The organism is Enterococcus sp. DIV1094, assembly GCF_017316305.2.
GTDB lineage: Bacteria > Bacillota > Bacilli > Lactobacillales > Enterococcaceae > Enterococcus_B > Enterococcus_B mangumiae.
Genome location: NZ_CP147250.1, coordinates 2,382,952 through 2,409,163 on the forward strand (window position 1 = coordinate 2,382,952; position 26,212 = coordinate 2,409,163).

General features: G+C 39.1%; 19 protein-coding genes, 2 pseudogenes and 1 riboswitch. Of the genes and pseudogenes, 17 read left to right on the forward strand and 4 right to left on the reverse strand.

What is annotated here, in order from left to right; genetic code table 11:
- Positions 1–87: 87 nt before the first annotated feature.
- Positions 88–445 (reverse strand): annotated as a pseudogene (locus DOK79_RS11385) (YxeA family protein).
- A 500-nt stretch (positions 446–945) separates the two neighbouring features.
- Between DOK79_RS11385 and tuf the strand changes: the two are divergent.
- A complete protein-coding gene (gene tuf / locus DOK79_RS11390) occupies positions 946–2,133 on the forward strand; it encodes an elongation factor Tu (protein ID WP_206858827.1) in 1,188 nt (395 codons plus the stop codon).
- 286 nt (positions 2,134–2,419) lie between these two features.
- Positions 2,420–3,019 (forward strand): annotated as a pseudogene (fic, locus tag DOK79_RS11395) (protein adenylyltransferase Fic).
- Positions 3,020–3,099: 80 nt separating this feature from the next.
- Here fic and mprF read toward each other — a convergent pair.
- Entirely contained in the window at positions 3,100–5,685 is a 2,586-nt protein-coding gene (gene mprF / locus DOK79_RS11400) for a bifunctional lysylphosphatidylglycerol flippase/synthetase MprF (RefSeq protein ID WP_206858828.1), read from the reverse strand.
- A 24-nt stretch (positions 5,686–5,709) separates the two neighbouring features.
- Positions 5,710–6,426 (reverse strand): alpha/beta fold hydrolase, encoded by a 717-nt coding sequence (locus DOK79_RS11405; RefSeq protein ID WP_206858830.1) that lies wholly within the window; start codon positions 6,424–6,426, stop codon positions 5,710–5,712.
- 211 nt (positions 6,427–6,637) lie between these two features.
- On the opposite strand from DOK79_RS11405, the gene DOK79_RS11410 reads away from it, so the two are divergent.
- The 14 genes from DOK79_RS11410 (at position 6,638) to DOK79_RS11475 (ending at position 22,310) form a co-directional block, all read left to right on the forward strand.
- Positions 6,638–7,267: a lysozyme family protein gene (locus DOK79_RS11410; protein ID WP_206858832.1), complete on the forward strand. Its 630-nt coding sequence runs from the start codon at positions 6,638–6,640 to the stop codon at positions 7,265–7,267.
- Between the two features lie 156 nt (positions 7,268–7,423).
- Positions 7,424–8,206: a DUF368 domain-containing protein gene (locus tag DOK79_RS11415; RefSeq protein WP_242543335.1), complete on the forward strand. Its 783-nt coding sequence runs from the start codon at positions 7,424–7,426 to the stop codon at positions 8,204–8,206.
- Between the two features lie 242 nt (positions 8,207–8,448).
- A complete protein-coding gene (locus tag DOK79_RS11420) occupies positions 8,449–10,818 on the forward strand; it encodes a cation-translocating P-type ATPase (protein WP_206858835.1) in 2,370 nt (789 codons plus the stop codon).
- A gap of 168 nt (positions 10,819–10,986) precedes the next feature.
- A complete protein-coding gene (dnaG, locus tag DOK79_RS11425; protein ID WP_206858836.1) occupies positions 10,987–12,825 on the forward strand; it encodes a DNA primase in 1,839 nt (612 codons plus the stop codon).
- A gap of 23 nt (positions 12,826–12,848) precedes the next feature.
- Entirely contained in the window at positions 12,849–13,958 is a 1,110-nt protein-coding gene (gene rpoD / locus DOK79_RS11430; RefSeq protein ID WP_010735787.1) for an RNA polymerase sigma factor RpoD, read from the forward strand.
- A 289-nt stretch (positions 13,959–14,247) separates the two neighbouring features.
- On the forward strand, positions 14,248–16,290 hold the full coding sequence (locus DOK79_RS11435) for a cell division site-positioning protein MapZ family protein (RefSeq protein ID WP_206858837.1): 2,043 nt from the start codon (positions 14,248–14,250) through the stop codon (positions 16,288–16,290).
- Between the two features lie 224 nt (positions 16,291–16,514).
- Entirely contained in the window at positions 16,515–17,378 is an 864-nt protein-coding gene (locus tag DOK79_RS11440; RefSeq protein ID WP_206858838.1) for a CvfB family protein, read from the forward strand.
- A 104-nt stretch (positions 17,379–17,482) separates the two neighbouring features.
- Complete coding sequence (locus DOK79_RS11445; protein WP_206858839.1) at positions 17,483–17,956, forward strand: Fur family transcriptional regulator; 474 nt, start codon at positions 17,483–17,485, stop codon at positions 17,954–17,956.
- Between the two features lie 96 nt (positions 17,957–18,052).
- Positions 18,053–18,940 (forward strand): site-specific tyrosine recombinase XerD, encoded by an 888-nt coding sequence (gene xerD / locus DOK79_RS11450; RefSeq protein WP_206858858.1) that lies wholly within the window; start codon positions 18,053–18,055, stop codon positions 18,938–18,940.
- Positions 18,941–18,958: 18 nt separating this feature from the next.
- Positions 18,959–19,327 (forward strand): GNAT family N-acetyltransferase, encoded by a 369-nt coding sequence (locus tag DOK79_RS11455; protein WP_206858841.1) that lies wholly within the window; start codon positions 18,959–18,961, stop codon positions 19,325–19,327.
- Positions 19,320–20,090: a segregation/condensation protein A gene (locus DOK79_RS11460; RefSeq protein WP_339093323.1), complete on the forward strand. Its 771-nt coding sequence runs from the start codon at positions 19,320–19,322 to the stop codon at positions 20,088–20,090. The genes DOK79_RS11455 and DOK79_RS11460 overlap by 8 nt, the downstream gene beginning before the upstream one ends.
- Entirely contained in the window at positions 20,074–20,649 is a 576-nt protein-coding gene (gene scpB / locus DOK79_RS11465; RefSeq protein WP_206858852.1) for an SMC-Scp complex subunit ScpB, read from the forward strand. The genes DOK79_RS11460 and scpB overlap by 17 nt, the downstream gene beginning before the upstream one ends.
- Positions 20,649–21,365 carry a pseudouridine synthase gene (locus DOK79_RS11470; RefSeq protein ID WP_206858859.1) on the forward strand — a complete coding sequence of 239 codons (717 nt, stop codon included), beginning with the start codon at positions 20,649–20,651 and terminating at the stop codon, positions 21,363–21,365. Before scpB ends, DOK79_RS11470 begins: the two co-directional genes overlap by 1 nt.
- A gap of 83 nt (positions 21,366–21,448) precedes the next feature.
- A riboswitch (FMN riboswitch) is annotated at positions 21,449–21,571 on the forward strand.
- A gap of 127 nt (positions 21,572–21,698) precedes the next feature.
- On the forward strand, positions 21,699–22,310 hold the full coding sequence (locus DOK79_RS11475) for an ECF transporter S component (protein WP_206858857.1): 612 nt from the start codon (positions 21,699–21,701) through the stop codon (positions 22,308–22,310).
- A gap of 261 nt (positions 22,311–22,571) precedes the next feature.
- Here the strand turns inward: DOK79_RS11475 and DOK79_RS11480 are convergent, their stop codons facing one another.
- Positions 22,572–23,867, reverse strand: a complete 1,296-nt coding sequence (locus tag DOK79_RS11480; RefSeq protein WP_206859623.1) for an ISL3 family transposase — start codon at positions 23,865–23,867, stop codon at positions 22,572–22,574.
- Between the two features lie 519 nt (positions 23,868–24,386).
- Between DOK79_RS11480 and DOK79_RS11485 the strand changes: the two genes are divergently transcribed.
- Positions 24,387–25,910, forward strand: a complete 1,524-nt coding sequence (locus tag DOK79_RS11485) for a YfcC family protein (protein WP_206859341.1) — start codon at positions 24,387–24,389, stop codon at positions 25,908–25,910.
- Positions 25,911–26,212: the final 302 nt, after the last annotated feature.

A 26,212-nucleotide genomic window follows, 5' to 3' on the forward strand; every position in this document is an offset into this window, starting at 1 on the left:
AAATCTTCAGAATTTTGTGGGTGGTGGCTTTTTTGTAAGTGAGCGATTGCTAGATCATCATTTTTTGTTTTAATGGAGAGTTGTCGATCATTGATCTAATTGATCTAAGGCTTTCTCAGGGACGTCAGGCGCTTTTACTTCTTCCCAACTGATCACGCCTTTACGTGGATTGACGAGTAGTTTTAAATAGGCATCCATCTTCAAAGGTCGTTCTCGTGCTTCTCGTAAAGTGATTGCTTTTTCTTCCCCTTGTGCGTTATATGCATTTTGATCATAGACATATACTGATATGTCCATGCCATCATCCGCTGAATCGACTTCTTTTTCTCCGTTTGTTGTGATTTTTGTATAATAGGTTTCGCCACCCATAAAAATAATCATAGGCGATAAAGCTTCCTCCTAAGAAAATTCCTAGTACAACGAATACCCCGATTAGTTTTTTCATCATTTTTTCCACCTCAGATACTAGTTATCAGTTTACTTGGTTGCTCTCTTAATTATGAAGCATCTGACAAATGGGTCAAGTCAAATCATGAATTTTTAAGTGTTTCTTGGCTTCTTCTTCCTGTACTGGAAGAATAGGTGACAAGTTAGCAACCAGCTAGCTAATTGATGTTCAATCTCTTTAGAGTCGTGTTTTGTGAAAAGTAACGGCTTTTATAGACGAATGATAACACAGAATAAAAGAAAAGGACAATAAGCATTGTTTGCTTTTTTAACACTTATTTTTGGGGTCTGAATCCTTGGATCACTTTAGTGTTTTCAGGTCTTTGATTGCTCGAGACAACTTGGTTGACTTTGACCAAGTTTGACGTATAATAGTTTTTGTTCATAACTTACAAAAAGTAAGCTCGACTGGCTTTCGAGTTCGATCGGAAAAAGGTTGTGATGGACGATGAGCTGAAATCATTCAGTGCATAAGACTATTTAGGAGGTTTGTTAATTATGGCAAAAGAACATTTTGATAGAAGTAAAGCACATGTAAACATCGGGACCATTGGCCACGTCGACCATGGGAAAACCACATTAACTGCTGCAATCACGACAGTATTAGGGAAAAAAGGCTTAGCAAATCCTCAAGATTATGCAAGCATTGATGCAGCTCCGGAAGAACGTGAACGTGGGATCACGATCAATACGGCACACGTTGAATATGAAACGGATAAACGTCACTATGCGCATATCGATGCACCAGGACATGCGGATTATGTGAAGAACATGATCACAGGTGCCGCTCAAATGGACGGTGCGATCTTAGTCGTTTCTGCGACAGACGGACCAATGCCACAAACACGTGAGCATATCCTTTTGTCTCGTCAAGTCGGTGTGAAATATTTGATTGTTTTCTTAAATAAAGTTGATTTGGTCGATGATGAAGAATTGATCGATCTTGTAGAAATGGAAGTCCGTGAACTATTGAGTGAATATGGTTTCCCTGGTGATGATACACCTGTTATCAAAGGCTCTGCATTGAAAGCATTGCAAGGTGATCCAGACGCAGAAGCAGCAATCAATGAGTTGATGGATACAGTCGATGAATATATCCCAACGCCAGAACGTGATACAGATAAACCATTGCTTTTACCAGTGGAAGATGTCTTTTCAATCACTGGCCGAGGCACCGTCGCATCTGGTCGAATCGACCGTGGAGCTGTTCGTGTGGGGGATGAAGTTGAAATCATCGGAATCAAACCTGAAACACAAAAAGCGGTGGTGACAGGAGTAGAAATGTTCCGTAAAACATTGGATTACGGTGAAGCAGGAGACAACGTAGGAATCTTATTACGTGGTATCCAAAGAGAAGATATTGAACGTGGACAAGTTATCGCAAAACCAGGTTCAATCACACCACATACAAAATTCAAAGCGGAAGTATATGTATTGACGAAAGAAGAAGGCGGACGTCATACACCGTTCTTCAATAACTACCGTCCACAATTTTATTTCCGTACAACAGACGTAACAGGTACTATTTTGTTACCAGAAGGAACAGAAATGGTTATGCCTGGAGACAATGTGACGATCGATGTTGAGTTGATCCATCCTGTGGCAATTGAACAAGGAACCACTTTCTCCATTCGTGAAGGTGGACGTACGGTCGGTTCAGGAATGGTAACAGAAATCGAAGCGTAAGTCGTTTTCATAAAAGCAACAATTAAAAAACTTGGACATAGTATTTGCTCGAATAGTATGTCCGGGGGTTGTAACAGAAGTGTTCAGCTCCAATCAATAAGCGAGAGACCTCTAAAATTTTCGGATTTTTGGGGTTTCCCGCTTTATTTTTTTAAAAGCACAAAACGACTCGTATCAGAGCTGTTGCTTTCCATCGATTTTTCTTGTTTTTACGATGTCTATAAATTTGTTATAATAGATTTATCTGTGTTTCTAAAAAATATGACAAAAAGTGAGGGGGAATTCAATGATTTTAGAAAATAAATTAGGCTTGACCAGTCAAGTTGAGTTAGCAAAAGCTGAAGAAAAAATCAGTAAGCAAAAAAATTATATGATTCTGGAAGAATAGATGAAGTAGCGATTGGAACATTCAAAGGGCTATGCGAAATCCATGACTATTTATTTTCTGAAATCTATGATTTTGCTGGGGAAATTCGCTCAGTAAATATTGCCAAGGGAAATTTTCGATTTGCGCCGGTTATGTATTTGGAACATGCTTTAAGACATATCGATGAAATGCCCCAATCTACTTTTTGAAGAAATCATCAAAAAATATGTAGAGATGAACATTGCTCATCCTTTTCGTGAAGGGAACGGTAGAAGTACGAGAATTTGGTTAGCTATCATTTTGAAATCTGAGATACAGAAAGTGGTTGACTGGAATTTGATTGATAAGTCTGATTATTTATCTGCAATGGAACGTAGTCCGATCAATGACTTAGAAATCAGCTATTTGATCTCTAACGCGTTGACGGATAAAATTTCCGATCGTGAACTTTATATGAAAGGCATCGATGTGAGTTATTTTTATGAAGGTTATTCTGAATATACCATTGATGAGCTTTGATTGAAGATGAAACAAAATAATTTTTATGAATAAAAAGATGCCTGATTTTGCTTTAAAACGACAAAATCAGACATCCTTTTTTATTTACGAAACCATTTTTTTACGCCATTCAATGGCTTTGATTTTTGATCAACAGGTGCATTATCAATGATCAATAAGGTGATCATCACATAAGCGATCCAGCTATCTCTTGAATAAAGTGTATAGCGAGATTTCCAGTTGGTCGCATACTTGTCTTTATATTCTCTCAATCCTTGGAATGAATAAAAGTGAGAACCAAATTCATAAACCAAATAAGCGATTCGTTCTTGGATGAAACTTTTTCTTGAAGTTCCAACATTAGAAAGAGGTGCCATCCCTAAATTGAACCATTGGATATTTTCTTCTTTCATATATTCAAAGAGATGGATGAACAAATAGTCCATGCTGCCAGAAGGGGCAGTATCTGGATCGTAGCGCATCAAATCAATGGTTCCTACTTTATCATTCGTATAAGTCGGCATGATCGAAGCAAAAGCGACTAGTTCATCTTGTTCGTTTTTAACGACCGCAATCGGTGCGCGTTGTAGATAGTCTTCTGAAAAGAATCCTAGTGAAAAGCCTTTTTCTTTACGACTACCTAACCAACGGTCGGAGATTCTTTTTAGCTCAGCCATTTGTTGGGAAGAAAATGGGGGTTGTAATACTTCAAACGTAAAGCCTTCTCGTTCGATACGATTTAGGATCGCGCGAGTTCCTTTCATTTTTTTCCCAGAAGTCGTAAAGTCCGCTAACGATACATGTCCTTCTTCGCCCATTTTGATAAAGTCATAGCCAAATTCATGGAGGATCATGACTAGTTCTTGACTCGTTTCATAAAAGACTGGTAAATAACATAAGCGATCTGTTTCTGCAATAAACGCTTCAATTGCTTCAGGGAAATCTTCTTTTTTACCTGAAGGGTCGCCCATCACTACGCATTTATTGTTATAACTAGCAAATTGCAATAAAACTGTGGCTTCGCCATTTTTTTCATAAGTAAACATTCGTTTATCTTTTAAGAAAATCAATTGACTATCCGAATTACCGCCGTAAGTTTCTAAAATAGTTCGTGCAACCTCTTCATCTAATTCCTGTCCGACCTGCGCTTTTTTCCCTTGGAGATAGTGGACGAACAAAATCAGGATAAAGGTAACTGCTAAGATTGCTAGGAAACCTGACAACCAGATTTTTTCTGATGGGAACAGAAAAAATGAAATAAATCGATGATTGCGATGAGGGAAAGTCGGCATATTATACACACCGATCACGATATATAAAACGGTCAAGGCACCGACGATCAATCCATCGATCGTCAGCCATTCCCATGAGTAGATGAATTGATCTCTAAATAATTCATTGCGTGAAGCAATCACGATCCCTAACAGCAACAGTAGGAATATGATCCCAGTCGTGCTTAGATCATTCAATCCAACATAGACCAATGAAATAAGGATCAGCAAAATGGTTGGCCAATACACCCGTTTGACTCTGGCAGCGATCCCTCGTCCCATGATGACAAACAAGAAACCTAGCAAAATGCTTGGGAACTGTACGATAAAATGCAACTTTATTGGATTGAGATGATGCAACCAACGAAACTCAGCAAATGCTTGCGGGATCGTTGCCGAAAGAACCAACATGATGCCAGAAAAGTACATCAAGACGACAAGGATCTTTCGAGCAATCTGTGTCGCCAATTGTTTTGGAATACCAGAGTAACGTTGATCGATCGAAACACCGACATTTTTGAAGAAGAAAATCAATCCAATGAAAAATGGAATAAAGTAGTAGAAGATCCGGTAAAGCAAGATCCAGATCACGACGGTTTCTTTTGGAATGCCTAAAGCCGATAAACCAAAGATCATCATTACATCGAAACTACCGATTTCTCCTGGGATCATAGAGATGATCCCAATAACGGAAGCGGCGATGAATAAAGGAATCGTCTGCCATAAATCGATGGGGATCTCCATCAAATAACCAACGGCAAGAAATGACCCTAAGACACCCGTCCATTCAAGTAAGGACACAAGTAACAATTGATTTTGGATTTTGAATGAAAGGCCGCCAACGTAGCCTTCTTTTTTGAGCGTCGTAAAAAGAAACACGACTGGGAAGTACAATCCGCCGGCAATCAACCAGATCCAATATTGTTTTAGAAATGGCGCGACAGGTGTGAAAAAGACCATGAAAAAAGAAACTAAACTATAAAGGGATAAACCAGCCATCAAAAACAAAAATACTTTAGATAAAGCTTGCATGACTTTTTTACTGTCTTTTCTTTGACCATATAATTCGGAACGTAACCCGATGCTGACGAAGCCGCCAAATCCCGCAATGTTATTGATCGTGTTGATCATCCAGCTTGTTTCAAATAAGTATAATGGCTTTTGCTTTTGATCGAGTAACTTGTTGAAAATCAAATCATAACCAATCATGGGAAGTATCGAAATCAACCCAATCAAAAACATCACGCCGATTTTCCAAAGAGGGATCGTAGAAAAAGTTTGAGCTAACTGGTCAGCAGATAACAATGTGCTGATCGTCATCAATTCGCGAATAATAATAACTAATACGGAAATCAAAAAAATCGTTTTGATAAGTCTCAAGTGGCTTTTGAACCACTCGATGATTTGCTTGAACAAAAAATCACCTACTGTTTTTCAAATTTATTTTGTCAAGAAGTCTAAAACTTCCTGATTGAAGCGTTCTGGATCTTGACGTGCCAATTGGTGTCCTTGTCCTGAAACGAGGACAAATGAAGCGTTAGGCATCGTTTTCGCTAGATAAAGCGAGTGTTTCAGTTTGATCACATCTTTTTTTCCGACAATGATCAGTGCGGGGCAAGCGATATTTTCTAAATCCTGTGTTGTGAGCCCAATATCATGAAGTAATAAATCAATGACTAATAAATGCTGACGCAATTTAGGCTGGAACAACGAGCGCAGCCACACAAAGAAGTAGTGAAAAGCACTGAGTAGTCGAGAAGACCAAAGGACCCCATTCAACAGTGTATTCCCGGAATTCAAAATCAAGCGGTGGACTCTATCGGGATAATTACTTGAAAAAACTAAGGCAAGATTGGCGCCATCGCTAAATCCTAAAATATTTGCTTGGGCAATCTGTTCTACTAGCATCACTGTCAATAGATCATCTGCCATCAAACGAAAATTCAACGTTCCCGCTTGATTAGTTGAATGTCCATGGCCACGACTATCTATGAGATAGATCGTAAAATATTGTTCTAGAACAGGGACTTGCTTTGAAAAAAAATCACCACTTCCGTCATTTCCATGAAGTAGAAACAGGGGAAAGCCATTTCCACTTTTCTCATAATAGATGTCAGTTCCATCTGGCATTTTTGCAAATTTCTTTTCTCTTTTCACATTTATCACCTACTATTTTGGATTATAACGCTCTTTATCTAATTTTAGAAATCGAAACACTATAAAACGAACGATCATTTTCGTAAGATGAGAGTGGAAATAAAACATTCATTTTTTATTAAATTAAATAAGAAAAAACAGATAAAAAATAGCCAAGAATGAAAAGAAATAGTAAGATAAAAAAAGATGTCAAATAGCTAGGTGGGTTTGGATGAAGAAAAAAAGAAAATCAATCTTCCGCATGATCGTAGGTCTATTTGTCTTCACGATTTTGGCAACGATTCTTTTTCTGTTAGGTAGAACGTATCAATCGATCAAGCGTGTCGAAAACTATCAGACAGAAATTTCGACAGCGCTAGAAAAGTATCAAATGCAAGAGCACGAGAATCTAGTGAAGGCAATCATACTGACTGAATCAAGAGGAAAGGGCATCGATTTGATGCAAAGTTCAGAGAGTGCCTATGGCCAAATGGGTGCGATCACGACACAAGCGGGAAGTATTGACCAAGGGGTGAAGTACCTCTCAGAGATGATAGCTGAGGCAGAAGCATTAGGTTGCGACCTTCCGACAGCGATCCAAGCGTACAATTTTGGCAAAGATTATATTGCTTATGTCAAAGAAAGAGGCGGAAAGAATACAGTCAGTCTAGCTGAAGAGTATTCAAGAGATGTGCTGAGTCCGCTTTTAGGAAATCATGATAAAAAAACCTATCGCTATTGGCGAATCCAGTCATTACTTTATAATGGCGGATATTTATACCATAATGGTGGTAATATGTTTTATGCAGATGTAGTCAAGATGAATCAAGAGTTGCTTGAATGGTACGAAAAAATCTTTTAGGCTCTTTGATCGAACGGACTGCAAATGAAAGTATGACAAAAAGTGAAATACAATGAATAGAAAGAAGGAGTGCTTGGACGAGTGGAAGAAAATCAGAAAATAATAGAGAAAAGAGAGAATACATCGAAAGATTGGGGATTAAGATTCTTCAAAGGGATGTTTATCGGTTCAGGGTTTATCCTGCCAGGAGTCAGTGGCGGTGCTTTAGCAGCAGTATTCGGGATGTACGAACGGTTGATTTCTTTCTTGGCGCACATCACGAGAAACTTTAAAGAAAATTTCTTGTTCTTTTTACCAGTTGGTTTAGGCGGTGTCACTGGTGTATTCTTATTGTCTTTTTTAGTTAGTTTTTTACTAGGTGCCTATGAGACAACGATATTGTGGTTTTTTGTCGGTTGTATCGCCGGAACGGTACCAGCATTGTGGAAAGAATCAGGTAAAAAAGGACGAAATAAAACAGATTTACTCATCATGGTCGTGACATTTATTTTAGGCTATCTTTTCTTATTATATGGCGCACGCCTTTTCGATGGTCAAGTAGAACAAAATGTCTATACTTGGTTGATGGCAGGCGGTTTGATTGGTCTAGGAATGATCGTTCCTGGGTTAAGCCCATCGAATTTTTTAGTCTATATGGGGCTGTACAAAGCCATGGCGGATGGATTTAAGGAAGTGCGTCTAGAAGTCATCATTCCTATTGCGATCGGTGGGATCGTGTGTGTCTTAGGTTTATCTAAAGTGATGGACTTTATTTTCTCGAAAGCTTACAGCAAGTTATTCCATTTTATTCTAGGCATTGTTTTTGCATCAACGATCATGATCATCCCAACAAATTACAGTGGACTTGGGATTTTAGGTATCTTAGCTTGTCCTGTACTATTCGTTGCTGGTGCTGCGTTAGGTTGGTGGATGAGCCGTTTAGAAGAGCAGTACAAGTAAAATCATATGAGCGGAAAAAGTCGTGTATTTCGTCGCTTTTCAGATAGACGATCAATCAGCTGTAAGATCCACGTATGCTATGGTTAATTTTAAGTCATACATCATATTAGATAGAAAGATAGGAAACAGACATACTGTTTTTGATTTTTCTATCTTTTTTTAAAAGTAAAAAAAACAAGTTGTTTTTAATCGTAGAAACAGCTAGACTAATTGGAGTGATTATTTTTGAAAGTTGGCGTGATATGGATATGAAAGAATTAAAGGGACTTACAGAAAATGAAGTGAGTCAAAGACGTGCCTCTGGTCAGCAAAATGATTACCAAGAGGATGCAACGAAAAGTACGAAACAGATTTTCAGCGATAATATTTTAACGTTATTCAATTTTTTGAACTTAGGAATAGGGCTCTGCTTGTTATTAGTTGGCGCTTATTCAAATATGGCTTACTTAGCAATCATTTTTGTAAATATCACCATGGGGATCTATCAGGAGATCCATGCGAGAAATCTTGTCCGTCGTTTATCGATTGTTTCTCAAGCTGAAGTAACCGTAATACGTGATGGAAAAGAGCAGAAGATCGCAACAAAAGAACTGGTCTTAGGCGATCTTGTAAAAATCGGTGCGGGAGAACAAATCCCGTCAGATCTACAAGTAGTTAGTGGACGAGCAGAAGCGAATGAAGCCTTATTGACTGGTGAATCTGATCTGATCGTCAAAGAGACAGGGGCGGAATTGCTTTCAGGTAGTTTCCTTACCAGCGGGTCTGTTTTTGCGACCGTGATTCGTGTCGGGGCAGATAATTATGCTGTCCGATTGACTAATGAAGCAAAAACCCACAAAGAGATTCGTTCAGAACTTGTGGAATCAATCAGAAAAGTATCGAAATTTACAAGTTTTGTGATCATTCCTTTAGGGATCATCTTATTCTTGGAAGCTTTGTTCATCCGCAATGCGTCGATCCAATTGTCAGTTGTGGCCTCTGCGGCAGCCTTACTGGGAATGTTGCCAAAAGGATTAGTCTTATTGATCAGTATTGCTTTGACGACTGGTGTCACTAAACTAGCGAAGAAGCGGATCTTAGTACAAGATATGTACTCGATCGAAACCTTGGCACACGTAGATACATTATGTCTTGATAAAACAGGGACGATCACTGAAGGGAAAATGAGCATCCAACGAGTAGAACCATTAAATGAAGCTTATGAAAAGATGATCCCTACGATCATGGGTACGTATCTTGCTGAAAGTAGCGATAACAACGTAACGATGCGTGCGTTAAGAGAGTACTTCGAGATTTCTAATCGCTACGATGTCGGCGAAAAATTAGCTTTTTCATCGGACCGCAAATGGGGAGCGATGGAATTTCCTGAACTAGGTGTCATCTATGTCGGTGCCCCTGAACGATTGGTAGCAGAAGATCAATTGCCAGAAAGTTTAGTTGAAGCACAAGCAAATGGATTTCGTGTCTTGATGTTAGGACTGGCGCCGAATCAAACGTTGTCGTCAGCTGAACCTCAAGGAGTCGAACCAATTGCATTATTTGAAATCGATGACCCAATCCGTAAGAACGCACAAGAAACGTTAGCATACTTGCACGAAGAAGGAGTAGACCTGAAAGTAATTTCTGGAGACAATCCTTTTACAGTGTCTAATATTGCTCGCCGTGCTGGTTTGCCGAATTATCAATCTTATGTCGATCTGTCTGATTTGACAGAAGAAGCAGAAGTAAGAAAAGCAGCGCACCAATACACCGTCTTCGGACGAGTAAGTCCGCAACAGAAGAAATTGTTGGTCAACGAGCTGAAAGCAAGTGGACGAACCGTTGCAATGACAGGTGATGGTGTAAATGACGTATTAGCTTTACGTGAAGCTGACTGTAGCATTGCCATGGCAGAAGGAGACGGAGCGACCCGTCAAATCGCCAATCTTGTCTTGCTTGATTCAGATTTCACGACATTACCTGAAGTGTTATTTGAAGGACGTCGTGTCGTGAATAATGTGACGAAAGTTTCGGGGATCTTCTTTATCAAGACGATCTATTCATTTATCTTATCGATTTTATGTGCAGTAACAGCGATCGGATTTCCGTTTATCCCGATCCAGATCACGTTGATCGATCTTGCGATTGAAGGATATCCATCTTTCTTCTTATCGTTTGAAAATGACAAACGAAAAGTCGATTATCGTTATCTGCCTACTGCGTTGGTCAATGCTTTACCGAATGCGTTGCTTGTCGCTTTCAATACTGTGGCAATCTACTTGATTGGACATAGTCAAGGATGGACGTCTGGAGAAACGACCACACTGATGTATTATTTGTTGATTGGAATCAGCTGTCTAGCAGTTATCAAGGCCTGCTTGCCATTCAATCCATTACGGATCTTTTTGGCAGTGACAACAGTGGTCGGTATCTATGTGGCGGCACTACTTTTCCATCATCTATTAGAAGTCAACCTTGGACTAGGAAGCACTTGGCCTTACTTTATTGGCTTCATGATTTTAAATGTCGCGTTACGTTTGGGCTACTGGAAATTAGGCATTCAAAACAGATTATTGAATAAAGTAAATGCGAATAAAGCACCTCAAATCAAAGTAAAAGAAAATGTCATTTAATCCGGTATCTATCACTTGAAAAAGTATAGGATTATGGTACAATGAAACATGTATAATTGTGTCCTTTAAAATCGCACTGATTTTCGTTAGTGCGATTTTTTACCGGTTATTCTCCTGAAATGTCTTGTCAATGAGTATGAGATATCAACTAATGCAGGGGGTGAGAAGATGGCTCAAAGGATTCCTCAAGAGACCATTGAAACGATTCGTAATCAAACGAATATCGTTGAGGTGATTGGGCAATACGTCCAGTTAAAAAAATCTGGGAAAAATTATTTAGGTCTCTGTCCTTTTCACGAAGAACGCACACCGTCGTTTTCGGTTGCAGAAGATAAGCAGATTTTTCATTGCTTTGGCTGTGGAAAAGGTGGTAATGTCTTTACGTTTCTTCAAGAATTGGAAGGTTTGTCGTTTCCTGAAGCAGTGATCAAGGTAGCGGATCTAGAACAGATCCAGCTCGAAGATCAATGGCGTCAACAAACGCTGACTACTCCAACAGATACAGCAACCGGCAAACTGATTGCGGCCCATGAAAAAGCGGTTGAAGTGTATCATCACATGCTGTTACACACTAAAGTAGGTGAGCCAGCCTTAAACTACTTACTCGAACGTGGCTTGACGATCGAATTGATCGAAGAATTCAACATCGGTTTTTCACCAAATGAACGCTCATTTTTACAGCAAGTATTCCAAAATGAAGCGTACTCTGAGGAAGTGCTCAAACAATCCGGTTTGTTTGTTACGCATGATGATGGTCGGATGTCGGATCGTTTTTATCAGCGGATCATGTTTCCGCTTCGTAATGGACAAGGTCGTACGATCGGTTTTTCTGGTCGTTATTTGCCTGGTGAACATGATACGAAAGATCAACCCAAATATTTGAACAGCCCTGAAACGGAACTGTTCAACAAAAGGCAAGTATTGTTCAACTTAGACAAAGCCCGTAGTGAGATCCGCAAGTCGGGTGAGATCATCTTATTCGAAGGCTTCATGGATGTTATCGCTGCTTGGCAAGCGGGTGTGAAGACTGGTTTGGCCTCCATGGGAACAAGTTTAACAACGCAACAGATCCAACAGATGGAAAAATTAACAAAAGAATTAGTGTTTTGTTATGATGGTGACCGTGCCGGCGTCGAAGCAACCAATCGAGGAATCGAATTGCTGCGTCAAAATAGCCGAATGCAACTGTCCGTTGTGGCGATCCCAGAAAAGCTCGATCCGGATGAATATTTGAGAAAGTACGGGGAAGAGGCTTTTCAAGAATTGGTTTTACATGGACGAGAAACCATTTTTGCTTTTAAATCACGTTATTTGAAGCATGAAAAAAACCTAGAAAATGAAAAAGACAAAATCGAATATCTTGAAGCAGTATTAAGTGAGTTGAGTAAGGTTGTTTCGCCGATTGAGCAAGACATGTATTTGACGCAGTTATCAGCAGAATTTCAGCTGAGTCGTGAAACGATGCAAAAACAAATACGGGATCTGCGACGAAAGAATCAGCCAAGTAAGCAAGAGCCATCGCAACCAGCAGCAGAAGCGCCGGTCGTAAAATCTGGTACAGTCAGACAAAAACGACCATTATCGCAGGTTGAAAAGGCAGAACAGATGCTGTTGTATCGAGCGTTCAAAGAACTTGCTGTGCGTAATCTACTCAAGGAACAAGGCGTTCAATTTATTCATGATACTTACGCAGAGATTTATTTTTTATTTGATGCGTACGTATCTCAAAATGGAGAATTCAAACTTGCGGAGTTTTTAGACTTTTTGCAAGATGAAAATTTAAGGCGGATAGTGGTCGAGATCGAATATATGCGAATGGCTGAAGAAAGTACGCCACGTGAGATCCAAGACTTGCTGAGAGTGATCAGTAAATCGGGCTTAGCTGAAGAAATCATAACGAAAAAACAGATGCAGCAAGAAGCACGACGAACAGGGAACAAGCAGTTAGAATTGGAATTGACGATTGAGATCATTAATTTAACGAAACAGTTAAAACAAGCCGAATAGCTACTTAAAGGGGGCCTTCTTTTATGGCAAATGGAACAGATGTTAAAAAATATGAAGCAGCAGTGGCAGCATTCATTAAAGAAAATAAACCAAAAGGGCAAGTGATTTATGATGATTTATCAAATAAACTTGCGACACCATTCACTTTAAATGCAGATGAAATGGATAAGTTGATCCAAAAAGTGGAGGACGCAGGTATCAGCGTCGTTGACGAAAATGGTGAACCATCGATCCATAGTCTGAAAAGTGCAGAGAAAAAAGCAGAACAAGCAAAAACAGAAGACCTTTCTGCACCGACAGGCGTAAAAATCAATGATCCTGTTCGGATGTACCTCAAAGAAATTGGCCGCGTCTCCCTTTTAACTGCAGAAGAAGAAGTAGCATTAGCATTGAAGATCGAAGAAGGTGACCAAGAAGCAAAACAACGCTTGGCTGAAGCTAACCTTCGTTTAGTCGTAAGTATTGCCAAAAGATATGTTGGTCGTGGTATGCAGTTCTTAGATCTGATCCAAGAAGGTAACATGGGATTGATGAAAGCTGTTGAGAAATTTGACTATCGTAAAGGATTCAAATTTTCAACTTACGCTACTTGGTGGATCCGTCAAGCCATCACACGTGCGATCGCTGACCAAGCTCGTACGATCCGTATCCCGGTGCATATGGTCGAAACAATCAATAAATTGATTCGTATCCAACGTCAGTTACTACAAGACTTAGGAAGAGAACCAACGCCAGAAGAGATCGGTGCTGAAATGGACCTTCCTACAGAAAAAGTACGCGAGATCTTAAAAATCGCTCAAGAGCCTGTTTCATTAGAAACGCCGATCGGTGAAGAGGACGACTCACACTTAGGCGATTTTATCGAGGACCAAGAAGCAACTAGTCCTGCGGAACATGCGGCATATGAATTGTTAAAAGAGCAATTAGAAGATGTTTTAGATACTTTGACTGACCGTGAAGAGAATGTCTTACGTTTGCGTTTTGGCTTAGATGACGGCCGTACACGTACCTTGGAAGAAGTGGGTAAAGTCTTTGGGGTAACTCGTGAACGTATCCGACAAATCGAAGCAAAAGCGTTGAGAAAACTTCGCCATCCATCTCGTTCAAAACAATTAAAAGATTTCTTGGAATAAGCAAGAAATGATTTTTTAGCAAAAAGGCAAACTATTTTGCTTGAATGATCGTAAACCCTCAAAGTAGGAGATCTCTCCGGCTGTTGAGGGTTTGTTTTTTATCGAACGATTCAAATGACTTTCAACAAACGTTCGTTTAAACAGGTTAGTTTATTACATCGGTTATTTATTTTTCGTTGAATAACTTATTTGTTTTTTTATAAAATCCTCATGATATCCTATTGGCGTGTGGGTAAGATTATGGTAGATTTAATGGTAGCGAAAACCTAGTAAAGGAGCCGATCGCTAAGTGATTAAGAAATGTCCAAAATGTGGATCAGAAGAAATCAAAGATCAAACGAAATGTCCAAAATGTGACTTTGAACCACAACAAGATGAACTGACACAATTACCTGAATCAGATGATAATCAATCGTCAGATGAAACATCTGAGGAAGTTTATCCAGACAGTATCGTAAATGATCCAATCGAATGGTCAGAACTAAAAGATCTGCCATTGGAGTCTGTCATGGAATTATTTGACTCAACTGACACGAGCAATGAATCTAAGGATGAACCAACAGATAAAAAAGAAACCACCCATCTTGACGAAAAAAAGGCGGATGCAGACAGCGTTGCTACATCTGAGCAAATCGAAAAAGCCCAACAGAAAAAACGGGTGGCTGAACTAAAAGAGGCAGTGAATAGTGAAGAAGAAAATTCCATTTTAGCTGCTTATATCAAAGCACACCGAGAAGATACAACAGAAGAACATGCCAAAGAGCTGCTTCGAATGATCGAAACAGCGGCGGCAACGGGTGAGGATTCAGTCGATATTCGTTTGTCGGAAGACACAAGCGACCAAGTTGTTCCTGAAAAATCTCAAGCGGATGCAACAAAAGAGTTACCAGTAGAAGAAACAACTGAAGAAGAAACAATCATTGAAGATAAAGCGGTCGAAGATTCTTCAACAAGTACAGTAGAAAAAGTAGACGTAACGACAAACATAGAAGAAAATGATCCAGTTTCTACGGAAGAACCGACAGAAGAGGAAATTTCTAAGGTTGAAAGTACAGAAGCTGAGTTAACCGATGCGCCGCAAACGATAGAATCTCCTGAAACAACTGAGGCGGTGGAAACACCCGCTGAACAGCCAATAGTGGAGAAACAAGAAGCAAGTAGTGCATCGATCAAAAACGAAGAATCACCAAATGATCGAGGACCAAAGAAATCTAAAAAAGGTCTATATCTGACAAGTGCGGCAGTACTTTTGCTTGGTGCAGGTGGTTGGTTCTATTATGATCATCAGCAAAAAGTCCAAGCAGAAATCGCGGCAGAAACACAACGAAAACAAGATAAAATAGCTGATTTACAATCAGACTTATCTGCCTTTTATCTAGATGATGATGAACAGTTTATTCGTACAAGTATGATCAATCAAGACTTGTCAAAATTAAGAGCTTCATTGAATGAAGTCAAAGACGAAAAAGGCTATGAAGAGCTGGAAAATAACTTTGAAGACATCCAATCAAAGATCAAACAGATCCAAACTGTCAACGAATGGTTTACGACACCTGTGATCGAAGATGACCAATTGATTGCAGAACCAAAACTAAAAGCTGATCAAGCAGTCCAAACAATCGATACAGAAGATACAGCTTTTGGACAATTGATCGACAAAGCAGTCGCTGAAGCAACAGACCAATACCAACAACTACAAACAGCTAAAGAAAAGACTGCGGTTGTTTATGCAGATGGAAAAGTCAAAGATTCAGCGACGAAAGAGCAGTACGATTCTGCAAAAGCCGAAGTTGCGAAAGTGAAAAATGCAGAGTTAGTCAAAGAACTTGTGACTCAACTAGATAAAGTCAATGAAACATTAACGAAAAAAGAAGAAGCGAAAAAGGCTGAAGAAGCGAAGAAAGCAGAAGAAGCCAGAAAAGCAGAAGAAGCAAAACAAGCGCAAGCACAAGCTGAAGCACAAGAACAAGCCGACGCAGCTGCCCAACAGCAAACGGAGTCAACACAAACGACTCCAGCGACAAACGCAGCAAACCGACCAATCATGGAAACAAGGGCTAGTGACGTGGCAGATGCTTCAAATCCGGCTTGGAATTGGGCGCCTGGAGTCAAAGAACAAGTGATCGCAACTAGCATTGCCCGAGGATATATCGTTGAAGGTGGCTATAGATTAGAGAAAGCTCGCATCGAAAACGGCGAAGGCTACTATAACCTTTATGCGACTTCTACTAAATCATCCTTGATGAATGGCATCGGCGAGAGTGCGTTACCATTTTATATCGTTACGATAAATTGTAAAACTGGCTGGTTTGGCGGCAACGGGAGTAATTAGATCAGTGGTCTGATAGCCTCCAAAACGCATGAATGCTTCTGTTACAACATTAAAAATAGGCCGTAGAATCCAAAATATGAGGATATTTCGGATTTTACGGCTTATTCTGACTGAACATTGTCAACGCAACCTTTTATGGAGAATCTCTATCCATTAAGAAGCCGTTATGTTATGATAGCAAAGAAATGTTGGAATACAGAGGCCTTTTAGAAAAGGAGAAGAAAATGAACGAATTATTAGCAAACGTATTTACCGCAATGGTAATTGACGAAAATGAAAAAAACTATTTTGTCCAAAAAAACGGACAAACTTTCCGATTGAGTAAAGAGGAAGGGGAGCATACGATCGGCGAAGCAGTCGAAGGGTTTGGTTATCAAAACCAAAAACAAGAAAATCGTTTTACAACGGTGATTCCTAAAAGTCGTATCGGACATTATGCCTTTGGAACTGTCACTTCTTCAAGAAAAGATTTAGGTGTCTTTGTTGATATTGGTCTACCAGACAAAGATTTTGTTGTTTCTTTAGACGAATTGCCAACAATGACTGAATTGTGGCCGAAAAAAGGCGATCAATTGATGATTGCTTTACGAGTAGATGCAAAAGACCGCATTTGGGGAAGTCTTGCAGAAGAGAGAATCTTCAAATCACTAAGTAAGCATGGATCGGAAGAACTAAAAAACAAAAATATTTCAGGTACGGCTTATCGTTTAAAACTGACTGGTACGTATTTATTGACGGATGATTTTTATATTGGGTTCATTCATCCTTCCGAACGTTTCCGTGAACCACGTTTAGGTGAGAAACTAGAAGGACGTGTCGTTGGTGCTAGACCGGATGGCGTGTTGAATATTTCGTTGAAACCACGTGCACACGAAACGATCTCTGATGATGCACAAATGATCTTGACGATCTTAGAACGTTCAGCAGATCAACAAATTGCCTTTACGGACAAATCAGACCCAGAAGAAATTCTACGTGCGTTTGGTATTAGTAAAGGTGCGTTTAAGCGAGCTTTAGGTAATTTGTTGAAACAAGGATTGATCAAACAAGAAGATGGTGTGACAAAATTAGCAAAAAAATCTAATTGAGAATGACTTGCATGTTTTTCTCGTCTAGCTTATAATAATTTTAATCTAGAACGGTTGAATGGATATCTTAATTATAATCATTATAAATTGTCGGGGTTGAGAAAATGGGCATGAATACAATGTCAGTAATGAAAAAAACAAAGCAACAGCTACATGAATCAGGGTTTAAACTGACCCCACAACGAGAAGCAACTTTGCTTGTCCTCTTAGAGAATGAAAAAGAACATTTGTCAGCAGAAGAAGTTTTCTTTTTAGTTAAAAAGAAAAACTCAGAGATCGGCTTGGCTACGGTTTATCGAACGTTAGAGATTTTGACAGATCTAAAGATCATCGATAAAGTCAGCTTCAATGATGGCGTGGCACGTTATGATCTGCGAAAAGAAGGGGCGAAGCATTTTCATCATCATCTACTATGCTTAGAATGTGGAACGATCGAGGAAGTGGAAGAAGACTTGCTGAGTGAAGTGGAACAAGTCATCGAGCAACGCTATCACTTTTTTGTCAAAGATCATCGTTTGACCTTTCATGGCATTTGCCAAGAATGCTATAATAAGAAAAAAGAAAGAAAGACCGTCTGAATTGATAGACGGCTTTTTCTTTGAAGTGTCTACCAAAAAATAGACTACCGAAACCAAAGGCTATCTGATATGATAAAGAAGCATGAGGTGAGAATGATGGAAGAAGAAATCAATGAATATCTTCGCTATTTAAGTATCGAACGTGGGTTATCGTTCAATACTCGAAAAAGTTACGAACGAGATTTGAATCAATACTTACGCTATTTGAAAGAACACGATATAACGTCTTGGCAAAAGATTGATCGGTTTATCGTCATTCAGTATTTAGAAACGTTGCATGAAGAAAATAAAGCTTCTGCAACGATTACACGTATGATCACAAGTTTAAGAAAATTCCATCAATTTTTGCGACAAGAACGATATACAGAACAAGATCCAATGCAACACATCGAGACACCAAAGAAAGCACAAAAATTACCAAATACGTTATCTCTAAAAGAAGTCGAGCGCTTGATTGAAACCCCTGATATAACAAAAAGTTTAGGGATCAGAGATCGCGCGATTTTAGAAGTTATGTATGCGACTGGGATGCGTGTCAGTGAACTAGTCGGGCTGAAGTTAGGTGACTTACATTTATCTTTAGGACTTGTACAGACTTTAGGAAAAGGAGATAAAGAACGGATCATTCCATTAGGTGATTATGCGATCCAATGGTTAGAACGTTATTTAGATGAAGTCCGACCTTTGTTGGTCAAAAACCCATCCGAAATGCATGTCTTTTTGAATCATCACGGCTCGGGCCTCTCGCGACAAGGAATATGGAAAAATTTAAAACAACTCGTTCGAGAAGCGGGGATTTTCAAAGAAGTTACGCCCCATACGTTAAGACATAGTTTTGCGACCCATTTATTAGAGAACGGGGCAGATTTGCGTACAGTTCAGGAACTTTTAGGCCATGCAGATATTTCAACGACACAAATCTATACACATATCACGAAAAAAAGAATGACAGATGTCTACAAGCAGCATTTCCCAAGGGCATAGTTATAGGATGGTGAGAAAATGTTAACACATTATCGTAAAGAAAACCGTAAAATCGCGATGGGACTATTAAGCTTTCATAAGAAGTTGAATGCAGAATCAAGTTTACTAAAAGAGATCGATACGTATGAATCTGCTGAAGATCATGAACTTTTTTTCTATACACCTGAAGATTCCACAAATATCCAAGGAATCATTGGCGTGCAATGGAACGAAAAAGACCAGATGACGATTCATGATATTTCACTGAATCCTTCCTATCGTGGCGAAAATATTGGTTTTCAAATGTTGAATGAATTGCAAGAAAAATACCCAGATGTACTGATCCACCCAACCGATATCACGGAAGCTTATTTAAGCAGATGGATCAATGAAGGAAAGAGTGAATGATGTGACAGAAATCAATATCAAGTTAGATGTCTTTGAAGGTCCATTAGATCTACTCCTTCATTTGATCCAAGATATGTCGATCGATATTTACGATATCCCGATCGCTACGATCACGGAGCAATATATGAACTATATCCATACGATGAAAACACTTGAGTTAGCTGTCGCAGGAGAATATCTTGTAATGGCAGCGACGCTGATGGCGATCAAAAGTAAAACCTTATTGCCAATCCAAGAAGCGTTTAATGACGAAGAAGAATTTTGGGAAGAAGATCCTCGTGAGGAATTAGTCAATCAGCTGTTAGAATACCGTAAATTCAAGTATGCAGCAGAGAAACTCACAGAAAAAGCAGAAGAACGTAGTCTGTATTTCACCAAAGAACCTTCTGCCATCGATGAATTATTAGGGCAAGAAAAACCATTGAAACGCGGACAAGTGAAAAAAATCGATTTATTTCAGGCGATGCAAAAGATTTTAGAACGAAAGAAATTTGCCCAAAAAGAAGAGAAGACGATTGCGCCCGATGATGCGACGATCGAAGAACGAATGACATTCATCCAACAACGGATCATTTCTTTGAAGAGTGGTTGTTCGTTTGAATCGTTTTTTGAAACACCTTCGCGAAATGAAGTCGTTACGACATTTTTGGCCATTCTAGAGTTGATGAAAAACGGACAGATCGTGGCACAGCAAGAAAAAAATTACGAATCAATCATGCTTTATCCAGCAGTAGGAGATACACAACATGACGAAATTAAGTGAACTTGAAGCAATCCTCTTTATAGTAGGAGAAGAAGGAACCACAATCGAAGAATTAAGTGCCTTGTTGGGCCATACACGAGAAGAAACTGCTGCTTTAGTGGCGGAATTAGCAGCTAGTTATGAAGCAAATGACAATACGGCGTTGCATCTTTTTGAAACAGAAAAACAAATCGTGTTAACGACAAAAAAAGAGTTGGCGCCGATCGTCAAAAGATATGCGCAAGGGACATCGAATACTTTATCCCAGGCAGCTGTTGAAACATTAGCAATCATCGCTTATAAACAGCCGATCACGCGAAGCGAGGTCGAGCTGATTCGTGGCGTTCAAGTTTCTGGAGCAATCCAACGCTTGACGGCGCACCAATTGATCGAAGAAAAAGGTCGGGTCGATGGACCTGGTCGACCGATTTTATACGGGACAACGAATCATTTTTTAGATTATTTTGGGCTAAGATCATTAACCGATCTACCTGATATTCAAGATATCGAACGTTCACTGGAAGAAGACGCACCTCTTGATTTATTTTTCGATGGCGTGCATGAAGGAGAAAATGAATGATGGAAAGATTACAAAAAGTAATTGCTCATGCGGGAATCACCTCTCGCCGTAAAGCTGAAGAATATATTTTAGCTGGTCGAGTGAAAGTAAATGGTCAAGTCGTAAAAGAGCTTGGTGTGAAAGTAGGCAAACACGATACAGTGGAAGTAGACCAAGTGCCGATCTATCAAGAAGAATATGGTTATTATTTACTTTATAAACCAAAAGGCGTCATTTCTGCTGTAGCAGACGACAAAGGCCGTAAAGTAGTGACTGATCTTTTACCAATGGTCAAGGAACGCATCTACCCAGTTGGACGACTAGATTATGATACTTCGGGCATTCTTTTACTAACGAATGATGGCGATTTTGCACAACGATTGACCCATCCAAAACATGAAGTCGATAAAGTATATGTTGCCAAAGTCAAAGGGATCGCCACTAAATCAGCGTTGAATCCTTTGACAAAAGGGATCAAGATCGAAGGCAAGAAAACTGCACCTGCAAAGTATGCCATTTTATCTGTTGATCCGCATACCAATCATAGCATCGTAGAATTAACGATCCACGAAGGACGGAACCACCAAGTAAAAAATATGCTGCAAGCCGTTGGTTTACCTGTCCAAAAATTAAAACGTGAAAAATACGGTGAATTGACTTTACAAGGCTTGCGTCCTGGTGAGTATCGTGAGCTGAATAAAAAAGAAATCAGTCAGCTATTGAATCAATCAAAGTAACAACTTACTTTTTGTAAGACTAAATCCCTTGCTTTTTTGGGATGAACTAAGTATAATAAAAAAGTAAACAAAAATTAGATATGGTTCGTCTTCAGGGGCAGGGTGAAATTCCCGACCGGTGGTTATAGTCCACGACCTACTTTTGCGAGTAGCTGAATCGGTGAAATTCCGATACCGACAGTAAAGTCTGGATAAAGAAGATAGAGCTTATTTGGCATCCGTGTGTACAAATGACTCTAACTCTATTTTCCCCTGCGAAAATAGAGTTTTTTTGTTTGTGTTTGCATTGCTAAATAGTTCGCTGAAGAGGAATCCCAACAGGAGGATTTCAACATGAAGAACACCCGAGTACAAAAAATGGTTGCAGTCGCATTATTTGCTGCAATCGGATTGGTTTTGCAACTTTTTTCATTTCCAATCATGCCAGCGTTTAATTTCTTGAAAATCGATTTTAGTGATATCCCAGTATTGATCAGTATGTTTTTATTTGGACCATTCGCAGGAATCGTTACAGCATTTTTGCGTTCGCTCTTACATTTGATCACGACCGGTTTTAGTCCAGCGAATCTAGTCGGCGACGTAGCTAGTTTCTTTTCAACAACAGTTTTCACTTTACCGATCTACTACATTTTCCAAAGAAACAGAATGAAAAAAGGAAAAAATCAAATTTTGGGAGTAATCGCTGGAACACTTTCATTGACTATTTTCATGAGTATTGCGAACTATTTTGTGATCACACCACTTTATTTACTATTTTTTGGGTTGTCAGCGGATCAAATGTTAAATACAACGATGGCTAATTATATTGCAATCGGTATTGTACCATTCAACCTGATAAAAGGTTTCCTAGTAAGTGTTGCATTCCTAGTCTTACACGCAAAATTACTACCTTGGTTAAGTAGAAAACAACACCAACTAGAAAAACGCCAGAGTATGGCAAAATAAAAAGTAAGAAACTCTTCCAAAAGATACTTTACATCTTACGCTAGAATATACAAGTAAACTTGAAAGTGGCAGTTGCTGCTTTCAAGTTTTTTTTGCTAAAAAAGTTATCAAGTTATTTATAAAGAATATAAACAAGTATATTTTGATACAAAAAATAAGATACATAGGAGAATTTATGGCTCTTTGTCAATAAGGACTGATGAGTGCAATCAAGTGAAATCCGGAAGAAGAAGTGAACACTTCTTCTCCGGATTTTCTTCGTTATTTGACGTGAATGACTTGATTCGTCAAAAAGATTCGGATGCGCATGTTCTCAAATGATTTAAAGCCATAAGACACTCGTTTGAGTGTTTTGATGTGGGTGTTTTTTGCTTCAATTTTCCCATTAGAGTAAGGATAAATCAAAGAATGACGAATCCCTTCTTCATAGCTCAGAAGATTTTGTAGTTTTAGCCGAAATTCTTTATCTAATGTTTCTGGTAACTGATGCAAGAGAGTGAAAAATGACTCGTGGTCTTTGTCACGAAAGGCATCCGCTAGTTCATGGAACGCTTGATAGGCGACTTTCAAGGCAGTTGAAGCACTTAATAAACGGTCAAGCACCATGGCTTCTGTCAGGTAAGGATACTTTGGGGCACGAAAGCTACGCCAAGTTTTATATTCTGTGTGGTTGATATTCTTCCGATTTTTGGTGAGTAAGCGCCAATGGCTTTTTAATTTCCTTGGCATTGTCCGATTGCCCGAAGCAATCAGGCGTTTCATTTCACGGACACGAAAATCTTGGAACGCTTGATTCATGTGTTTGATCACATGAAAACGATCAATGACCAGTTTGGCATGAGGAAATACTTTTTTTGTTAGTTGAAAATACGCCGCATTCATATCAGTAACTAAATAGTCGACGTCAGATGGATTCACACATGTCTGGAAATAAGTGGTCAACCGAGACAATTTTCGAGTGGGTAAGATATCAACTAATTGCCCGGTTTCCCCATCGGCACAAATAAAACTCATCTTATCTTCTGAGGATACATGGGAACGAAATTCATCGACCATCAATACTTTGGGCAGGTGGCGCTTGGCTTGTTTTGGTAAATAGGTTTTTAACGACTTCAAAATACGCGTCACCGTTGGAATAGACACCTGGCAATGCTTTGCGATAAAAGATAAGGAGACCTTTTCGGTGAGTAAAGCAATGATTTTCATTTTTACATGCTCGGCAATCGAATGATTTGGCCGAACAAAATAGCTTTGGGCTGTCCAATGGGTATGGCAGTTTCTACAGTGATAACGTTGTTTCTTCAGCCGCATGATTAGCGGTAAATGGTTGAATTGATCGAAACGAATGCAGGTCATTTTCTTGCCATTTTTGACAATGACCGTTTTCCCCTTCGAATCTCTCACGGCAGAGCCACAAGTCAAACAAGCAGAAGTAGGAGGAGCTAACACTGCGTCAATAACTAAAGTATTGGTTTGATGGAACGTTTCGTAAGAAACATCTTGGATGGTTAAATATTTATCTGTTAATCGGAGCATTTTTTTGATAGAATTTTCCATAGAGCATATCGTCCTCTCAGTTGTTTATTTTGTGGTGATTTAATCATACTAGAGAACGATATGTTTTTTAATACCCAAAAAGAAAAAGTGGACTGACGAATCAGAATTGATTCATCAGTCCACTTTATTATAGAGCCGAATTTATTGTAGTTATCATCTATTTTCTAAAGTTTTTCTTAATATTTTTATATGAAAAAAAATTCAATAACTGACATTGTGTAAGCGTTTTATAAATCGTGTCTGAGTATTTTTTGGGTTTTTGTATAAAAATGTATTTTATACGTTTTTATGTGAAATCCTTCTCTTTTTGTTTGTTAAATGGACAAGATATAACACCGGACGAAAACGCTACAATTAGTACGAGTAAAGCATTTCAACTATTTTAACAAAGGAGGGGCAAAAAACGAGGGTTTTGAATAAAACTTCTCAAATCTACTAGTTATTATTTTTGTTCTTATCATCTTTTTGATAAAATAACGATGTATTACTGATTTTTTGAAACGAGAAAGGAAGAAGAAAATGGAACAAACAACGAAGAAGAAATTTCAAATGCCTTCAGCGTATTCGGTCTTATTCATTATTATTGCCATCATCGCTGTGCTAACATGGTTCATCCCAGCTGGACATTACAGTGTGGATGAAGCAGGAAGAATTATCGCGGGATCTTATGAAAGAGTCCCACAAAATCCACAAGGACTTTGGGATATCTTTATGGCTCCGGTCAACGGAATGTTAGGTGTGCCAGCTGGTGAATTAACAAAAGAAACCCCTGCGGCAATTCCAATTTCATTCTTTATCTTGATTGTCGGTGGCTTCCTAGGAATCATCAATAAAACCGGCGCTTTAGATGCTGGGATCGCAAGTGTTGTCAAACGCTTCAAAGGAAAAGAAAAAATGTTGATCCCTGTTTTGATGCTATTATTCGCTTTAGGTGGATCAACTTATGGAATGGCAGAAGAAACAATTCCATTTTATGCATTATTGATCCCTGTAATGATGGCAGTTGGTTTTGATACTGTTACAGCGGTCGCTATCGTATTAGTTGGTTCTCAAGTCGGCTGTTTGGCATCGACAGTTAACCCATTTGCAACTGGGGTAGCTTCACAAGCAGTTGGTATTTCAATGGGTGAAGGAATCGGTTTACGTTTCTTCATGTTTGTTGTCTTACTAGCAATCTCGATTATTTACGTTTACCGTTATGCTTCGAAAATAGAAAAAGATCCAACCAAATCTTTAGTCTACGACCAACGTAAAGAAGACATGAAACATTTTGATATTGAAGCAATCAACCGTCAAGAAATGATCACGAAGAAACAAAAACATGTAAATGTTTTGTTCTTCCTTACTTTTGGTATCATGATCATTAGTTTGATTCCATGGACAACATTGAACGAAAACTTCACGATTTTTGAATCATTGACAAACTGGATCACTGGTCTGCCAGTAGTTGGTACTGTATTAGGTAAAAACATGTTGCCTTTAGGTGACTGGTACTTCCCTGAAATCACTATGTTATTCTTAGTGATGTCAATCGTTGTAGCGATCACTTACGGTATGAAAGAATCTGATTTTGTTAAAGAATTTTTAGCAGGAGCTTCAGACTTGATCGGTGTAGCGATCGTTGTAGCTGTTGCTCGTGGTATCCAAGTAGTAATGAATAACGGGTTGATCACTGATACGATCCTACATTGGGGAGAACAAGGATTAAGCTCATTGTCATCAAGCGTCTTCTTGATTCTGACATTTATCTTCTACATCCCTATGTCATTCTTGATTCCATCAACTTCAGGCTTAGCAGCTGCGACAATGGGTATCATGGGACCAATGGGAGAATTTGCTGGTGTTGGTAAAGATCTAGTTATCACTGCATATCAATCAGCATCTGGTTTAGTTAACTTGATCACGCCAACTTCTGCTATCGTAATGGGTGCGATCGCGATCGCTCGCTTTGATATCTCAATCTGGTGGAAATTCACTGGAAAACTGATTGCTATTTTATTCGTTGCAATCTGTGTGATCTTGGGCGTAGCAGCAATGTTCTAATCCTAGACAAATAGCAAAGAAAGTTCTATGATAAATAATGAACAATAGTTATGGTTGGATAAAATGATACGAACACTTTATTCGACCTACACGATGTATCACTTATAGGTAAGCGATCGTCGATAGAAATAAGGCCTTTGAAAAAACGAGTGATCCTGTTGATGAAATGGTGACAGAAACGCTCAGCTCTAAGAAATAAGCGACAAAACCCGAAACTAGATTTTTGGGTTTTTGTCGCTTATTTCCGAAGGAGTGAGCTTTTACACATCTAGGTTTTTGGATAACTGATGTCACAATGATTC